Here is a 12,817-nt window from a genome sequence, read left to right as displayed (position 1 = left end):
AGCCGAGCCGGGAGTCAGCCGTCGAGCCGGGCGAACGCCCGCTCGGCTGCCCCGGCGAGCCCGGCGACCGGGATCGGCCAGTCGTCGTGCGCAGCCAGCGCCTGCTCGGTCGTGAGCCCCTCGCCGTGCGCGGCGCGGAACCGGTCGGCGATGAGGCGCAGCTCCCCCGCCTGCCGGGCGACGAACTCGCGGTCGACCACGCGGCCGTGCCCCGGCACGACGAGGTCGCCGTCGCGCATCTCGGCGACGAGCGAGTCGAGCACGTCGGGCCAGCCGAGCGGGAAGCTCCCGGAGCCGTACATGACCGGCCCCGACTCCTCGACGAGATCGCCGACGATCCACACCCGTTGGGCCGGCGCGAAGACCACGAGGTCGGTGTCGGTGTGCGCCTCCGGTTGCGGACGCAGCTCGACCACTCGGCCGCCGAGGTCGAGGATGATCGCGCGGTCGAGTGGATGCGTCGGCGGCGTGAGGCGTACGTCGTCCCAGTGCCGATCGGGCTCACGTCGCGGGTCGGCGCGCCACGCGGCAAGGCGCGGCGCCTCGAAGTCGTCGAAGTGGCGGGCGATGTTCGCGTGGCCGTAGATGGCGGCATCCGTCGCCGTGCCCGGACCGAACACCTGGTTGCCGAAGGTGTGGTCGAAGTGCGCGTGCGTGTTGACGACCCAGCGCACGGGACGATCGAATCGCTCGCGCAGGTCGGCGAGCAGCGCCTCGCCCTCGGCGGGCTCGACGCGCGTGTCGACGACGAGCAGGCCGTCGTCGCCCTCGATCGCCACGATCGAGATGTCGAACGGGTCGTACCGCCGCTGGTGGATGCCAGGGGCCACGGTGAGCCAGTGAGCCATGGCCCCGAGCCTAGCGACGGTGTTGGCGGCGACCCTCGACGAATCAAAGGGAATCCAGAGCTTCGGCCCGTACCGTGACATCCGTGACCCCGCTCGATGGAACCCCACCCACCAGGCACCGCGAGGCCCCGCGCATGCTCACCGCCCGCGCGCAACGCACCCTCGACACGATCGACGGGCAGACGCTCGACGAGATGCGCGCCCTCCGTGACGAGACCGAGCGCTTCATGCTGCGCTACAAGTTCGGCATGGACGAGGTGATCACGAAGCTCTCGATCCTGCGTGAGGAGTTCAGCCACACACACGACTACAACCCGATCGAGCACATCTCGAGCCGCCTCAAGAGCCTCGACAGCGTCATCGAGAAGATGGCCCGCAAGGGCATCGAGCCGTCGTTCGACACGATCCGCGACACCGTCACCGATATCGCCGGGGTCCGGGTGACCTGCAGTTTCGTCTCCGATGCGTATCGCATCTTCGAACTGCTCACGGCTCAGCGCGACATCCGGGTGCTGAAGGTCAAGGACTACATCAAGGAGCCGAAGGCGAACGGCTACCAGAGCCTGCACGTCATCGTCGAGGTGCCGGTGTTCCTGTCGACCGGTGCGCACCCCGTCTCCGTAGAGGTGCAGATCCGCACCATCGCGATGGACTTCTGGGCGAGCCTCGAGCACAAGATCTACTACAAGTACGACCGTCATGTTCCGCAGGAACTCCTCGACGGGCTGACGGATGCCGCGCACACTGCCGCCGAGCTCGACGCGCGCATGGAGCGCCTGCACCGCGAGGTGCACGGCCCGCCGCGCATCCCGCACGCGTCACGCGACATCGCGGTCTAGCTGCGCCGTCAGGCGAGCGCGGCGAACGCCGCCCGCCCGGCGTCGCTGATGCGCAGTGAGCGCTCGCCGGGAACGCGCGCGATCCAGCCCTCCGCGAGCAGGGCGCCGAGCAGCTGGGCGCCCAGCCGGCCGGCGATGTGCGGACGCCGCTCGGTCCAGTCGAGGCATCCGCGCACTGCCGGACGTCGCGTCGCGGCATCCGCCGACCGCGCGGCCTCGAGGTCGAAGCGGCGTGCGAGGTCGCCGCTCGTGTCGAGGATGCGGCCGGGCTCACCGGCCGCGAGCGGTGCGAGCGAACCCTCGGCGACCAGTGCGTCGGCGAGCTGCAGCGAGACCCGGCCCGCAAGATGGTCGTAACAGGACCTCGCCTCGGCCAACCGGGCGGCCGTCGCCGATTGGGCGTATGACGTGACCTCGTGCCGCGGCGCGAGCAGTTGCAGCGCCTCGACCGCGTTCGCGACCTCGGGCCCCGCGAGGGTGAAGTAGCGATGGCGGCCGAACCGGCGATCGGTGACGAGCCCGCCGTCGACGAGCTGAGCGAGGTGCGCGCTCGCCGTCGAGGGCTTCACACCCGCGATCGTGGCGAGGTCGCTCGCAGGAAGCTCGCGGCCGTCGAGCAATGCGACGAGCATCGCGGCGCGGGCCGGCTCCCCCATGAGCCTGGCGGGTGTTGCGAGGTCGGCGTCTCCGTGCATACCGCCCACGATACGTCGGCGACACTTCGCCCGTCGCCGAACCATTCGCACCGTACCGTCGAACCATGACGGAGATCACCGACCGGGCCGAGGTCGCCCGCATCCTCGCCGATCCGCGTTTCGTGGTACCCGAAGCGGATGCCGCGGCCACGACGCCGTTCGACCGGTTCCGTGCTCACGCGTCGAGGTTCGCGAACGGTGCGCCGCACGACGCCCGCCGCGGCCGCCTCGACCAGCTGGCGGAAGCGCTCCGACCCGCTGAGCTCGCGCGACTGGCGGCGGCGCGCACCCGCCGGTTCCTCGAAGCCGAAGGGACGCGGCGCGTCGAGGTCGCGGCGATCGCTCGGAGCGTTCCGGTGGCGACGCTCGCCGAGGCGCTCGGCTTCAGCGATCCCCCAGCGCTGCCGCCGCTCGTCGCGACGGTCGCCCACCGCTACGCGAGCGGTGCGCCGACGGATGCCGCGGCCGAGGACCTCGCGATCACGCGGCTGCTCTCCGCCGCCCCAAGCGGCACCGACGCCGAAGCTCGGGTGCTGGCCGTGCAGCTCCTCGTGCAGGCGTTCACCGCCACGGCGGCACTCGTGGAGGGCGCGGTGCGGCGGCTCGAGGCATCCGCCGACGCATCGCCGTCATCGCCGTCGACGCGCGCGCTGCTGCTCGAGACCCTTCGCGACGACTCCCCCGTGCCGCTCACCCGCCGTGTCTCGCCGAACGGAGCACTCGTGGTGCTCAGGCTCGACGGGCCCGACCGTGAAGCCGCGGCCGCCGCCGCCGAGCCGCGCACGCTGGCCTTCGGCGCGGGACCACGAGCGTGCCCGGCGCCCCACCTCGCGCTGGCGATCGCCGCGGCGATCATCGACGAACTGCGCCGCGCCCGCGCGAGCGAACCCACGACCGACGCACCGAAACCCGCGACCGAGGAGGCCGCTCATGCTGAGTCCCGCTGAGTTCCACGCCCTGCATCGACCCGGCGCACCCATCGTGCTTCCGAACGCCTGGGACCTCGCGTCGGCTCGGTGGCTGCACGCCGCGGGTCACACCGCGATCGGCACGACGAGCCTCGGGGTCGCGTTCGGCGCAGGCAAGCGCGATGGCAGCGGCGAGACCCGCGACGACACGTTCGAGCTCGCCCGACGCATCTCAGCAGCGGGCATCGCGGTGACCGTCGATCTCGAGGCCGGATTCTCCGACGACCCCGACGCGGTCGGCCGGTTCGCCGGGCGTCTCGCGCAGTTGGGGGTGGTCGGCGTCAACATCGAGGACTCGGATGCCTCGGGCCGACTCGTCGACGCACGCGACGCCGCGGCGAAGGTCGCCGCGATCGCCGCGGCCGCGCCCGGGTTGTACCTGAACGCGCGCACCGACTCGTTCTGGATCGCCAGCGCGGCTGACGCGGAGGAACGCCACGCGGAGACCATCTCGAGGGCGCGACAGTATCTGGACGCTGGCGCGTCGGGCATCTTCGTGCCTGGCGTGCTGTCGCCGCCCGCGGTCAGTGCGCTCGTGCGCGATATCCCGGCCCCACTCAACGTGCTCGTGCAGCCGGAGATCGGCGTGCCGGAGCTCACCCGACTCGGGGTGGTGCGGGTGAGCACCGGCTCGCTCCTGTTCCGGATGTCGCTCGGCGCCATCTCGGCGGCGGCCCAAGAGATCGCACAGGGCACCTTCGCACCGACTCCCGGGACGCCGGGCTACGACGAGGTCGCCGGGCTCGACTGAGCCGGTCTCTCGGGCCGGGCTGCTCAGTCGGGATTGCGGGCGCGGCTCGGCTGGACCCGCATCGGCTCGCCCGGCATCTTCGGGAAGTCGGGCGGGAACGGCAGCTCGCCGAGCCCGGCGTCGAGATCGCGTTGCCACCACTCGAGCAGCACGTCGATGCGGCCCGGGTGCTCGTGCATGCCGGCCCACGGGTCGCCCGAGGTGGCCAGGCGAGCGGGCACCGTGCGAATGGTGTGGGCCTTCGGGTCGGTGGTCTCGAGCTCCTCCCACTCGAGGGGGCATGAGACCGAGGCGTGCGGCAGGGGCCTCGGGCTGTAGGCGCCCGCCATCGTGCGGTCGCGATTGGCTTGGTTGTAGTCGATGAAGATGCGGTCGCCGCGCTCCTCCTTCCACCAGTTGGTGGTGACCTCGGCCGGCATGCGACGCTCGAGTTCGCGCCCCAGTGCAATGACGGCGTGCCGCACATCGAGGAACTCGTGCTCGGGCTCGATCGGCGCGAAGACGTGGATTCCCCGGCTGCCCGAGGTCTTCACGAACGCCGTCAGGCCGACCTCGCCGAACAGCTCACGCAGCGCGAGCGCGGCGGGCACGGCCTCGGCGAAGCCGGTACCCGGCTGCGGGTCGAGGTCGATGCGCAATTGGTCGGGGTAGTCGGAGCGCTCAGCACGCGAGGCCCAGGGGTGGAAGACGATCGTGTTCATCTGCGCCGCCCAGACCGCGGTGGCCGGTTCGTCGATGACGAGCTGCGGATGCTTCCGGCCGCTCGGATACGTCACGGGCACCGAGCGCACCCACTCGGGTGCGCCCTTGGGCGGGTTCTTCGAGAAGAACTGCTCACCGGTGACGTCGCCCGAGAAGCGTTGCAGTGAGATCGGGCGATCGCCGTTCGCGGCGACGAATGCCTCGCCGACCGCGATGAAGTACTCGGCGAGCTCGAGCTTCGTGATGCCGGCCTCGGGCCAGATCACCCGCGTCGGGCTCGAGACCCGCACCGTGCGATCACCGTGCGGACCTGGGACAGTGAGCAGAGCAGCGTCGGCGGCCATGGCTGCGACGCTACCGCACGCCGGTGACGGCGCGTCGTCTGGACGCGCAGACGCACGCCGCAGCGACCGCGCGTGGCATCCGGATCAGACGGTGGCGTAGCGCTGGGCCGACCGCGCCCGCGCCTTCGCCGCCTCGACGTCTCGGTCTTTGGGCGGCGCAGTCGTCACGAGGTCGTCGAGCAGATGGCGGGTGATGTGCGCGATCTCGGCGACCGCCCGATCGAACGCCTCGGCGTTCGCCTTCGACGGTTTCGTCGATCCGCTCACCTTGCGCACGAACTGCAGGGCGGCCGCGTGCACCTCGTCGTTGGTGGCGGCGGGCTCGAAATTGTGGAGGGTGTGGATGTTCCTGCACATGCTCCGAGCCTAACCCCGCAGGGCTGAGGTTGTCTCGCGTTGCTCGGGATCCGACGACGACCGTCCGCGACGCCGGTCGGGATCCCCGCGAGGCCGCGGCGGTGCTTCCGGCTCAGCCCTCGGCTTCGGCGCCGCGAGCATCGTTGCGTGCAGCGTCGCGCGCGGCGTCGGCCGCCGCTGCCTCCTCAGGGGTAGGGGCGGCGCCGCCCAAGTGGCGCGGCTGCCACCACGCGCCCGTTCCGTCGACGGGGTACTCGGCCTGCAGGCGATCGACGAGCGCCTGCAGCGTCGCGCGGAGCCGCGCCGTGACGGCATGCGGTTCGTCGTCGGCACCGACGACGATCGGCGCGCCGAAGGCGAAGCTCACCGGCACGCCGAAGCGCTCGGCGAACCGGATGCGCCGGCGCTTGGTCATCAGGCGCTGCCCGCCCCAGACCGCGACGGGGATGATCGGAACGCCGGCCTCGGCCGCGAGCCGCGCCGCGCCCGTCTTGAGCTCGCGCACCGTGAACGACGCGCTCACGCCGGCCTCGGGGAAGACGCCGAGCAGTTCACCGCCGCGGAGGGCCGTGACCGCCTTCGCGTAGGCGGCCGCTCCCGCCTTCATGTCGACGGGTATGTGGCGCATGCCCCGCAGCAGGGCGCCCACAACGGGCTTGTCGAACACGCCCTGCTTGGCCATGAAGCGGATGCGGCGACGGTTCGACAGCCAGGTCGTCCACTCGACGAGGGCGAACTCGAGGTAGCCGAAATGCGTCATCGCGAGCACCGCGCCCCCGGTCGCCGGAACGTGCTCGACGCCCGAGACCCGACGCTTGAGCCGCCAGAAACCGAACAGCCCACGCCCGGCGATGATCGCCGCACTGTAGATCGGCTCGCTCGGCCGTCGTCGCGTCATCTGTCAAGCGTAGAGTCAGCGACTGGATGCCGGCTGGAGGACGCCGCGGCATTCGAATGCAGGCTCACATCGAGGCGTGATGCGGATCAGCGACGGGCTGCAGGCGGAACAGCCGGACGACCCGTCCCGACTCGCGCTCGTAGGCGCGATAGCCGGGCCACTGCGCCTCGATGCGGGCCCAGGCGGCATTGCGCTCGTCGCCGCCGATGAGGCTCGCGCGCACCGGCATCCGCCGGCCTCGCACGGTGATCGCCGCGTCGGGGTGCGCGAGCAGGTTGTAGGTCCACGCCGGATGCCGCTCCTGAGCGAAGCTCGTGCCGGCGACGATCGCCCGGCCCATTCCATCGGGCGTGTACATGAGCGCCGTGTCGCGCGGTGCACCCGACTTGGCCCCCGTCGTGTGCAGCACGAGCGACGGCACGAGGAGGGCGCTCAGCTGCACCCGGCCACCAGTGAGCCACGCGATCGCACGTTCGATGGGCGGCAGCGCCCGCGGCCCGGCCCACCGGAACAGCCGCGTGCGCGTGAGCGGGGAGATCACGGACCTGACGAAATGCAGCACGGTCGGCATCTGCCCATTCTGCTACCCGACTCCCCCGGCCGCGTCAATCCCCTTCATGGCCGGGGGGCACCGCGCCTACCGTGAGCAGTGGCTGCGGCGATCGCCGACGCCTCAATGATCGGAGGAATCATGTCGGACACGGTTGGTGCAGGCGCCCACCGGGGCGACGAGTTCGCCCGCAGGGGCGGCGAGTACACGGACTCCGAGTTGCCGCTGGACGCGGCCCTGCCGAAAGAGGAGTACGCCGAGGTCGAGGACGTGATCGACGCCGACGAGCTCGATGACGACACCGAGGTCGACACCGCCGAGTACGACGTCGAGGTCGTCGAGATCGTCGAGCCCGACTCCGACCTCCCGCCCGACCGGCAGCCGCCGCGCTGACTCGCGCGCCGTCCCGGCGCAGACGATCGCGCGCGCTCAGTCGTGTGCGCGTTCTCGGGCGACGGCCTCGCGTGCGGACGCGAGCTCGGCCGCGGCATCCGTCGCACGTCGCTCGGCGTGCTGCAGGCGGCGCATCGCGAACGTCGGTGCCCCGTGGACGGCATGCACCCGGTCATGCTCCTCGTCGATGCCGGTGATGATGTACGCCGCGGCGATGAGGATCACCTGGCTGGACAGGTTGAACCAGATCAGCAGGGCGATGAGCGAGCCGAACGACGCCAGCAGCGGGTTGTTCGCCGCACCGCCGACGAAGAGACTCGAGAGCTCCTGCAGCACGGTGAGCCCGATGCCACCGAGCACCGCCCCGGTCCACAGCGAACGCGCGCTCGGGCGCAGGCCGGAGAGGAGCCGGAACATCACGGCGACCACGAGCGTGTCGATCGCGAAGATGACGAGGATCGAGACGCCGCGCGTCGTCCAGTTGAACGCCTCGTCGTGTATCGAGATGCCGAGCCACCCGAAGATCGCGCCGAGTGCGGTCGTGCTGAAGAAGGTCACGGCCGCCGCCACGGCCAGCGCCAGGCCGAAGCCGACCGCGAGCACCAGGTCGCGAAGGAGCACCCAGACGAAGAACGTCTGGTCGTCGGGCTGGTCGCCGAGGTCGCGGAACGCCATGCGCAGCGATCCCACCGCGCCGATCGCGGCACCCACGAGACCGACGAGCGCGAACGCCCCCGCGATGCTGAGGGTGAGCGGCTGGATCAGGTCGTCGGGCGAGATGAGCCCGTCGTCGCCGAGCAGGCCCGGGATCGCCGCGCCGATGGTGTTGACGAGCGCGTCCATCGCGGTCTCGTTGCCCGAGAGCCAGATGCCGCCGATCGCGAACCCCAGGAAGACGCCCGCGAACACCGAGAACAGCGTGCGATACGTCACGCTGTCGGCGAGCATCGGACCGTGATGCTCGAGGTAGAGCATGAACGCGCGCACGGGCTTGCGTGCCAGAGCCCACGCGGTGACGCGTTTGCCCAGGGCCACGATGCCGTTCTCGCGCGGCGCTGCAGCCGGCCCGGCTCCCCCGCGTTCGCTCATCCCGTCAGGCTATCGAGCGCGGATGCCTCGCACAGCGGATTGACACGCTGAACCGGTCGCGGGACGGACGCGGCCGCGACGACAGCCACGGCGTTCCACGGCTGAACGGGTCAGCCGTGGAACGCCGTGCTGCTGATCAGTACCAGCCCTGCGACTCCGACGTGTCCCACGCCGCGCACGGCGTGCCGTAGCGGGCGGAGATGTAGCCGAGTCCCCAGCTGATCTGGGTGGCGGCGTTGGTCTGCCAGTCGGCACCGGCCGTGGCCATCTTGCTGCCGGGCAGGGCCTGGGGAATGCCATAGGCACCGCTCGAGGGGTTCGAGGCGTAGACGTTCCAGCCCGATTCCTTGTTCCAGAGCGACACGAGGCATCCGAACTGGTCGTCGCCCCAGCCACGCTGGGCGAGCATGTCCCGGGCGATGGCCTGGGCACCGCTCGGGTTCGACGGACCAGACGGGCGCGACACCGGGCCGGATGTCCCTGCCCCGGCCTCGGCCTCGGCCTCGGCAGCGGCGTCGGCGGCGGCCTTGGCGGCGGCAGCCGCAGCGGCTGCGGCGGCGGCCTGCTCCGCGGCGATGCGGTCGGCCTCGACGACGGCGGCGTGCACGGTCGCAGTCTGCGTCTCCGTCGCGTCGACGAGCTCGAACACCCGCTCGGGCGCGAGCAGCTTGTAGTCGTCGAGTGCGGCGACGGACGACGAGAGCTGCGAGGCATCCGCCTTCCCCTGCGCTGCAGCGAGCGTGGCGCTCGCTGCGGTGAGGGTGTCGGCGGCCTGCTTGACCGCACGAGCCTCGAGGATGCCGGCGTGGGAGCCGAGCTGCTCGATGTCGGGGTTCAAGGCCTCGGTGAGCGCGGCGGTCGCCGCGACGCTCTCACTCTGCGCCGCGACGGCGGACTGCACGGCGAATCCGGTGCCGACCATGGCGCCGATCGCGGCGACCGCGCCGGCCGCGAGGATCGGGCCGCGACGCCAGCCGGTCGACGACATGCGGCGAGCCCGTCGGCCGTGGGGCGCGGGCTCGTTCTGCGTTTCGATGGAGTTGGGTGAGGGGTTCTGGTTCTGCATATCTTTCACGGGGCGAGTCGCTTGCTGTCGCATCGGACTCTTGCTCGACGTTCCACGGGCGCGGGGGCGCCCGGGCGAAACGGCCAGTCTGCCGAGAGGTTCTGTACGAACCCTCATTTCTTCCTGTGAAAGTCATCACAACGGTTGCTCGACGAACACCCTGTTGTCGGGTGTTCAATACCAGCCGTTCGCCTCAACGTGACCCCAGGCGCCGCACGGCGTCCCGTACCGACCGGAGATGTAGCCGAGTCCCCAGATGATCTGGGTACGCGCGCTCGTCTGCCAGTCGGCGCCCGCCGTGGCCATTTTCGAGCCTGGCAGAGCTTGCGGGATTCCGTAGGCGCCGCTGGGATTGCTGGCGTAGACGTTCCAGCCCGATTCGTAGTTCCACAACGCCACGAGGCATCCGAACTGGTCGTCACCCCAGCCGTACTGCGACGCCATCACGTCGCGGGCGATGGCCTGGGCCTCGCTCGGGTTCGAGGGCGGTGCGGGTGTCGACGGCGAGCCGCGGCTCCCCGGCTTCGGTTGCGCTGCCGCGTCCGCAGCTTCCGCGGCCGCACGCTCGGCTGCGGCGGCTTCCGCCGCGGCACGCTCGGCAGCCGCCCGCTCGGCCGCGGCCCGTTCTGCGGCGATGCGATCGAACTCGGCGATCCCCGCGCGCACCGTCGCGACGTGCGCCTCGGTCTCCTCCACGAGGGCGAAGACCCGCTCGGGTGCGAGGAGCTCGAAGGACTTCAGCGCCGAGACGGACGCGGCGAGCGCGGCGGCATCCGACTTCCCGTTCGCTTCGGCGATCGCGGCCTCTGCGCCGCTCAGGGCCTGCTCGGCCGCCTGCGTGGCGCGTGCGGTCAGGATGCCCGCGTGAGCGTCGAGCTGGCTCGCGTCCAGGTCGACGCTCTCCGTGAGGGCTGCCGTCTCCGCGATGCGCGCCTGCTGCTCTTCGACGGTCGTCTGCACGATCAGCCCGGTGCCGGCGGTGACGCCGAGCGCGATGACGGCCGCAGCGGCGAGCGCGGCGCGCCATCGGCGTGATCGGCGGTGAGCCTTGACCTGTTCGCCTCGGGTGCCCGGTTCGGGCACAGCGGTGGTCGACGTCTCCGGGCTCGTTGCGCATGTTGGTTCACCGGGAGTCGCACGCCACGGGGCGATCGACTCGTGCTCTCGATCCGCGGGCGTCTTCACTCGCGGGAGTTGCCAATCCGCACAGACTAAAGAGGCATCCTCATGTTCGCAAGGGTGTGCCGGACGGATGCCCCCGGACTCAGACCATGGCGAACGGCATCGGCGCGAACGGCCGCACCTCCTCCTCGCCGTCTTCGACGACGAGGCAACTGCCCTCGGGAACCTCGCGCCAGGCGCCCTTCAGGTCGCCGAGCGGTTCGGAGACGACGATGCGCGTCGCATCGCTGAGGCCGTGCAGGAGCGGGTTATCGGGATACTGGAGCTTCAACGTGGCGACGTCGGTGTTGCGGTACAGCGAGCGGGTGCGTCCCTCGGTCGAGTAACGGAACGCCCACAGCCGCTCTCCGTCGGTCGTCGCGATGGTGCCCTGCATCGGATACGGCACGCCGTGCTGCTCCGCCACGTGCTCGACGAACGCGATCGCCCGCGCCACGGCGGCCGGAGGGTCGTCGTGCAACCCGAAGGTGAGCGCGAGGTGGAACAGGATCTCGGAGTCCGTCGAGCCCTGGATGTGCGGATACAGTTCGGGGTCGACCGCGAACGCGAGGTCGCGCTTCAGTTCGGCGAACTGCGAGATCAGCCCGTTGTGCATCCAGAGCCATCGCCCGTAGCGGAACGGGTGGCAGTTCGTCTGCTGCACCGGCGAGCCGCTCGAGGCGCGGATGTGCGCGAACACCAAGCCCGACCGCACGTGTTCGGCGAGCTCGTGCAGGTTGCGGTCGTGCCAGGCCGGCTCCGTGCTGCGGAACACCCCGGGTGTCGGCAGTTCGTCGTACCAGCCGACGCCCACGCCGTCGCCGTTCGTCGTCTCGGCGCCGAGCCGACTGTGCAGGCTCTGCACGACGAGCGAGTTCGCCGGCTTGTAGAGCAGTTCATCGATGAGCACCGGTGTTCCGGTGTACGCAAGCCATCGACACATATCGGCCTCCTGCCGCATCGGCCGGACCCCCACCGCTCGATCGATCGACCGGCACCGGCGTCCTCCCAGCAGACCACAACGGGCGACGGATGTCACGACCCAGTGCGAGGGTGCGAGCATCCGTTCACAGCGAACCCACAGCGGGGCGGGCGCATTCGCGGAACAGCACTGGCCCCGCCGTCGTTTTCCCTGATGACGCCGCAGCCAGCGGCGCCGATCAAGGAGGAACCGTGTCATCCGACTACCGCAAGACTCCAGAGGCCCTCGCCCGTCTCACCCCGCAGCAGTACCAGGTCACCCAGGAGGACGGTACCGAGCCGGCCTTCCGCAACGAGTACTGGAACAACCACGAGCCCGGCATCTACGTCGACGTCGTCTCGGGCCAGCCGCTCTTCGCGTCGACCGACAAGTACGACAGCCGCTCGGGCTGGCCGAGCTTCACGAAGCCGGTCGAGCCCGACGCGGTCATCGAGAAGACCGACCGGTCGCTGTTCATGAAGCGCGTGGAGGTGCGCTCGTCGGCCGCCGACAGCCATCTCGGCCACGTCTTCGACGACGGTCCCGCCGAGGCGGGCGGCCTGCGCTACTGCATGAACTCCGCGGCCCTTCGTTTCATCCCGCTCGCCGAGCTGGACGAGGCGGGCTACGGTCGATACCGCGCACTGTTCGAGAACCAGGAGAACGCACGATGACCACACGAACCGAGACCGCCATCCTCGCGGGCGGATGCTTCTGGGGCATGGAAGACCTGATCCGCAAGCGTCCCGGGGTGCTGAGCACGCGGGTCGGCTACACCGGCGGCGACGTGCCCAACGCGACGTACCGCAACCACGGCACCCACGCCGAGGCCATCGAGATCATCTTCGACCCCGAGGTCGAGTCGTTCCGCGACCTGCTCGAGTTCTTCTTCCAGATCCACGATCCGTCGACGAAGAACCGCCAGGGCAACGACATCGGCACGAGCTACCGTTCGGCGATCTTCCCGACGACCGACGAGCAGGAGGTCATCGCGCACGAGACGATCGCCGACGTCGATGCGTCCGGGCTCTGGCCGGGGCCGGCGACGACCGAGGTCACCCCCGCGGGGCCGTTCTGGGAGGCTGAGCCCGAGCACCAGGACTACCTCGAGAAGTACCCCAACGGGTACACGTGCCACTTCGTGCGGCCGGGTTGGAAGCTGCCGAAGCGTGACAGTGAGACCGTCGCGTAGCGC

16 protein-coding genes are annotated in these 12,817 nt (G+C 70.7%); 6 read left to right on the top strand and 10 right to left on the bottom strand.

Annotated features, from left to right (window positions below; all coding sequences use genetic code 11):
- Positions 1 to 14 precede the first annotated feature (14 nt).
- Positions 15 to 848 (bottom strand): MBL fold metallo-hydrolase, encoded by an 834-nt coding sequence (locus QFZ26_RS17020; protein WP_307044217.1) that lies wholly within the window; start codon positions 846 to 848, stop codon positions 15 to 17.
- Positions 849 to 1,042: 194 nt separating this feature from the next.
- Here QFZ26_RS17020 and QFZ26_RS17015 point away from each other — a divergent pair, with 194 nt between their 5' ends.
- Positions 1,043 to 1,687, top strand: coding sequence for a GTP pyrophosphokinase (locus tag QFZ26_RS17015; protein ID WP_373460768.1), 645 nt, complete (start codon positions 1,043 to 1,045; stop codon positions 1,685 to 1,687).
- Between the two features lie 8 nt (positions 1,688 to 1,695).
- Here QFZ26_RS17015 and QFZ26_RS17010 read toward each other — a convergent pair whose 3' ends face one another.
- On the bottom strand, positions 1,696 to 2,382 hold the full coding sequence (locus tag QFZ26_RS17010; RefSeq protein WP_307044215.1) for an ArsR/SmtB family transcription factor: 687 nt from the start codon (positions 2,380 to 2,382) through the stop codon (positions 1,696 to 1,698).
- A gap of 65 nt (positions 2,383 to 2,447) precedes the next feature.
- Here QFZ26_RS17010 and QFZ26_RS17005 point away from each other — a divergent pair, with 65 nt between their 5' ends.
- Together QFZ26_RS17005 and QFZ26_RS17000 are read left to right on the top strand one after the other, a co-directional pair.
- Entirely contained in the window at positions 2,448 to 3,329 is an 882-nt protein-coding gene (locus tag QFZ26_RS17005; protein WP_307044212.1) for a hypothetical protein, read from the top strand.
- A complete protein-coding gene (locus QFZ26_RS17000; protein WP_307044211.1) occupies positions 3,313 to 4,101 on the top strand; it encodes an isocitrate lyase/PEP mutase family protein in 789 nt (262 codons plus the stop codon). Before QFZ26_RS17005 ends, QFZ26_RS17000 begins: the two co-directional genes overlap by 17 nt.
- A 23-nt stretch (positions 4,102 to 4,124) precedes the next feature.
- Here QFZ26_RS17000 and ligD read toward each other — a convergent pair whose 3' ends face one another.
- From ligD to QFZ26_RS16980, 4 genes are all read right to left on the bottom strand, one after another.
- On the bottom strand, positions 4,125 to 5,147 hold the full coding sequence (ligD, locus tag QFZ26_RS16995) for a non-homologous end-joining DNA ligase (RefSeq protein WP_307044209.1): 1,023 nt from the start codon (positions 5,145 to 5,147) through the stop codon (positions 4,125 to 4,127).
- An 84-nt stretch (positions 5,148 to 5,231) separates the two neighbouring features.
- Complete coding sequence (locus QFZ26_RS16990; RefSeq protein WP_307044206.1) at positions 5,232 to 5,504, bottom strand: DUF2277 domain-containing protein; 273 nt, start codon at positions 5,502 to 5,504, stop codon at positions 5,232 to 5,234.
- A gap of 112 nt (positions 5,505 to 5,616) precedes the next feature.
- On the bottom strand, positions 5,617 to 6,402 hold the full coding sequence (locus tag QFZ26_RS16985; RefSeq protein WP_307044204.1) for a lysophospholipid acyltransferase family protein: 786 nt from the start codon (positions 6,400 to 6,402) through the stop codon (positions 5,617 to 5,619).
- Between the two features lie 64 nt (positions 6,403 to 6,466).
- Entirely contained in the window at positions 6,467 to 6,973 is a 507-nt protein-coding gene (locus QFZ26_RS16980; protein ID WP_307044202.1) for a nitroreductase family deazaflavin-dependent oxidoreductase, read from the bottom strand.
- A 120-nt stretch (positions 6,974 to 7,093) separates the two neighbouring features.
- Between QFZ26_RS16980 and QFZ26_RS16975 the strand changes: the two genes are divergently transcribed.
- Positions 7,094 to 7,345 (top strand): hypothetical protein, encoded by a 252-nt coding sequence (locus QFZ26_RS16975; RefSeq protein WP_307044200.1) that lies wholly within the window; start codon positions 7,094 to 7,096, stop codon positions 7,343 to 7,345.
- 36 nt (positions 7,346 to 7,381) lie between these two features.
- Here QFZ26_RS16975 and QFZ26_RS16970 read toward each other — a convergent pair whose 3' ends face one another.
- The 4 genes from QFZ26_RS16970 to QFZ26_RS16955 all read right to left on the bottom strand — a co-directional run bounded on the left by QFZ26_RS16970 (position 7,382) and on the right by QFZ26_RS16955 (position 11,604).
- Positions 7,382 to 8,434 carry a YihY/virulence factor BrkB family protein gene (locus tag QFZ26_RS16970; RefSeq protein WP_307044198.1) on the bottom strand — a complete coding sequence of 351 codons (1,053 nt, stop codon included), beginning with the start codon at positions 8,432 to 8,434 and terminating at the stop codon, positions 7,382 to 7,384.
- A 136-nt stretch (positions 8,435 to 8,570) separates the two neighbouring features.
- On the bottom strand, positions 8,571 to 9,509 hold the full coding sequence (locus tag QFZ26_RS16965) for a lytic transglycosylase domain-containing protein (RefSeq protein WP_444876243.1): 939 nt from the start codon (positions 9,507 to 9,509) through the stop codon (positions 8,571 to 8,573).
- A gap of 165 nt (positions 9,510 to 9,674) precedes the next feature.
- The gene (locus QFZ26_RS16960) at positions 9,675 to 10,583 is read right to left on the bottom strand and encodes a lytic transglycosylase domain-containing protein (RefSeq protein ID WP_307044196.1); all 909 of its coding nucleotides are present in this window, start codon (positions 10,581 to 10,583) and stop codon (positions 9,675 to 9,677) included.
- A 181-nt stretch (positions 10,584 to 10,764) separates the two neighbouring features.
- Entirely contained in the window at positions 10,765 to 11,604 is an 840-nt protein-coding gene (locus tag QFZ26_RS16955) for a class II glutamine amidotransferase (protein ID WP_307044194.1), read from the bottom strand.
- 230 nt (positions 11,605 to 11,834) lie between these two features.
- Here QFZ26_RS16955 and msrB point away from each other — a divergent pair, with 230 nt between their 5' ends.
- Complete coding sequence (gene msrB / locus QFZ26_RS16950) at positions 11,835 to 12,296, top strand: peptide-methionine (R)-S-oxide reductase MsrB (protein ID WP_307044192.1); 462 nt, start codon at positions 11,835 to 11,837, stop codon at positions 12,294 to 12,296.
- Positions 12,293 to 12,814: a peptide-methionine (S)-S-oxide reductase MsrA gene (msrA, locus tag QFZ26_RS16945; RefSeq protein ID WP_307044190.1), complete on the top strand. Its 522-nt coding sequence runs from the start codon at positions 12,293 to 12,295 to the stop codon at positions 12,812 to 12,814. The genes msrB and msrA overlap by 4 nt, the downstream gene beginning before the upstream one ends.
- Positions 12,815 to 12,817: the final 3 nt, after the last annotated feature.

It is taken from the genome of Agromyces ramosus, assembly GCF_030817175.1.
Taxonomy (GTDB): Bacteria; Actinomycetota; Actinomycetes; order Actinomycetales; family Microbacteriaceae; genus Agromyces; species Agromyces ramosus_A.
The sequence above is the reverse complement of the archived record's forward strand: the minus strand, read 5'-3'. Positions and strand labels throughout refer to the sequence as shown.

Coding starts and splice junctions, on each gene's coding strand:
- QFZ26_RS17020 (WP_307044217.1), bottom strand. CDS start 848: ATGGCTCACTGGCTCACCGTGGCCCCTGGCATCCACCAGCGGCGGTAC.
- QFZ26_RS16990 (WP_307044206.1), bottom strand. CDS start 5,504: ATGTGCAGGAACATCCACACCCTCCACAATTTCGAGCCCGCCGCCACC.
- QFZ26_RS16980 (WP_307044202.1), bottom strand. CDS start 6,973: ATGCCGACCGTGCTGCATTTCGTCAGGTCCGTGATCTCCCCGCTCACG.
- QFZ26_RS17005 (WP_307044212.1), top strand. CDS start 2,448: ATGACGGAGATCACCGACCGGGCCGAGGTCGCCCGCATCCTCGCCGAT.
- msrA (WP_307044190.1), top strand. CDS start 12,293: ATGACCACACGAACCGAGACCGCCATCCTCGCGGGCGGATGCTTCTGG.
- QFZ26_RS17015 (WP_373460768.1), top strand. CDS start 1,043: ATGCGCGCCCTCCGTGACGAGACCGAGCGCTTCATGCTGCGCTACAAG.
- QFZ26_RS16970 (WP_307044198.1), bottom strand. CDS start 8,434: ATGAGCGAACGCGGGGGAGCCGGGCCGGCTGCAGCGCCGCGCGAGAAC.
- QFZ26_RS16985 (WP_307044204.1), bottom strand. CDS start 6,402: ATGACGCGACGACGGCCGAGCGAGCCGATCTACAGTGCGGCGATCATC.
- QFZ26_RS17010 (WP_307044215.1), bottom strand. CDS start 2,382: ATGCACGGAGACGCCGACCTCGCAACACCCGCCAGGCTCATGGGGGAG.
- QFZ26_RS16955 (WP_307044194.1), bottom strand. CDS start 11,604: ATGTGTCGATGGCTTGCGTACACCGGAACACCGGTGCTCATCGATGAA.
- QFZ26_RS16975 (WP_307044200.1), top strand. CDS start 7,094: ATGTCGGACACGGTTGGTGCAGGCGCCCACCGGGGCGACGAGTTCGCC.
- ligD (WP_307044209.1), bottom strand. CDS start 5,147: ATGGCCGCCGACGCTGCTCTGCTCACTGTCCCAGGTCCGCACGGTGAT.
- QFZ26_RS17000 (WP_307044211.1), top strand. CDS start 3,313: ATGCTGAGTCCCGCTGAGTTCCACGCCCTGCATCGACCCGGCGCACCC.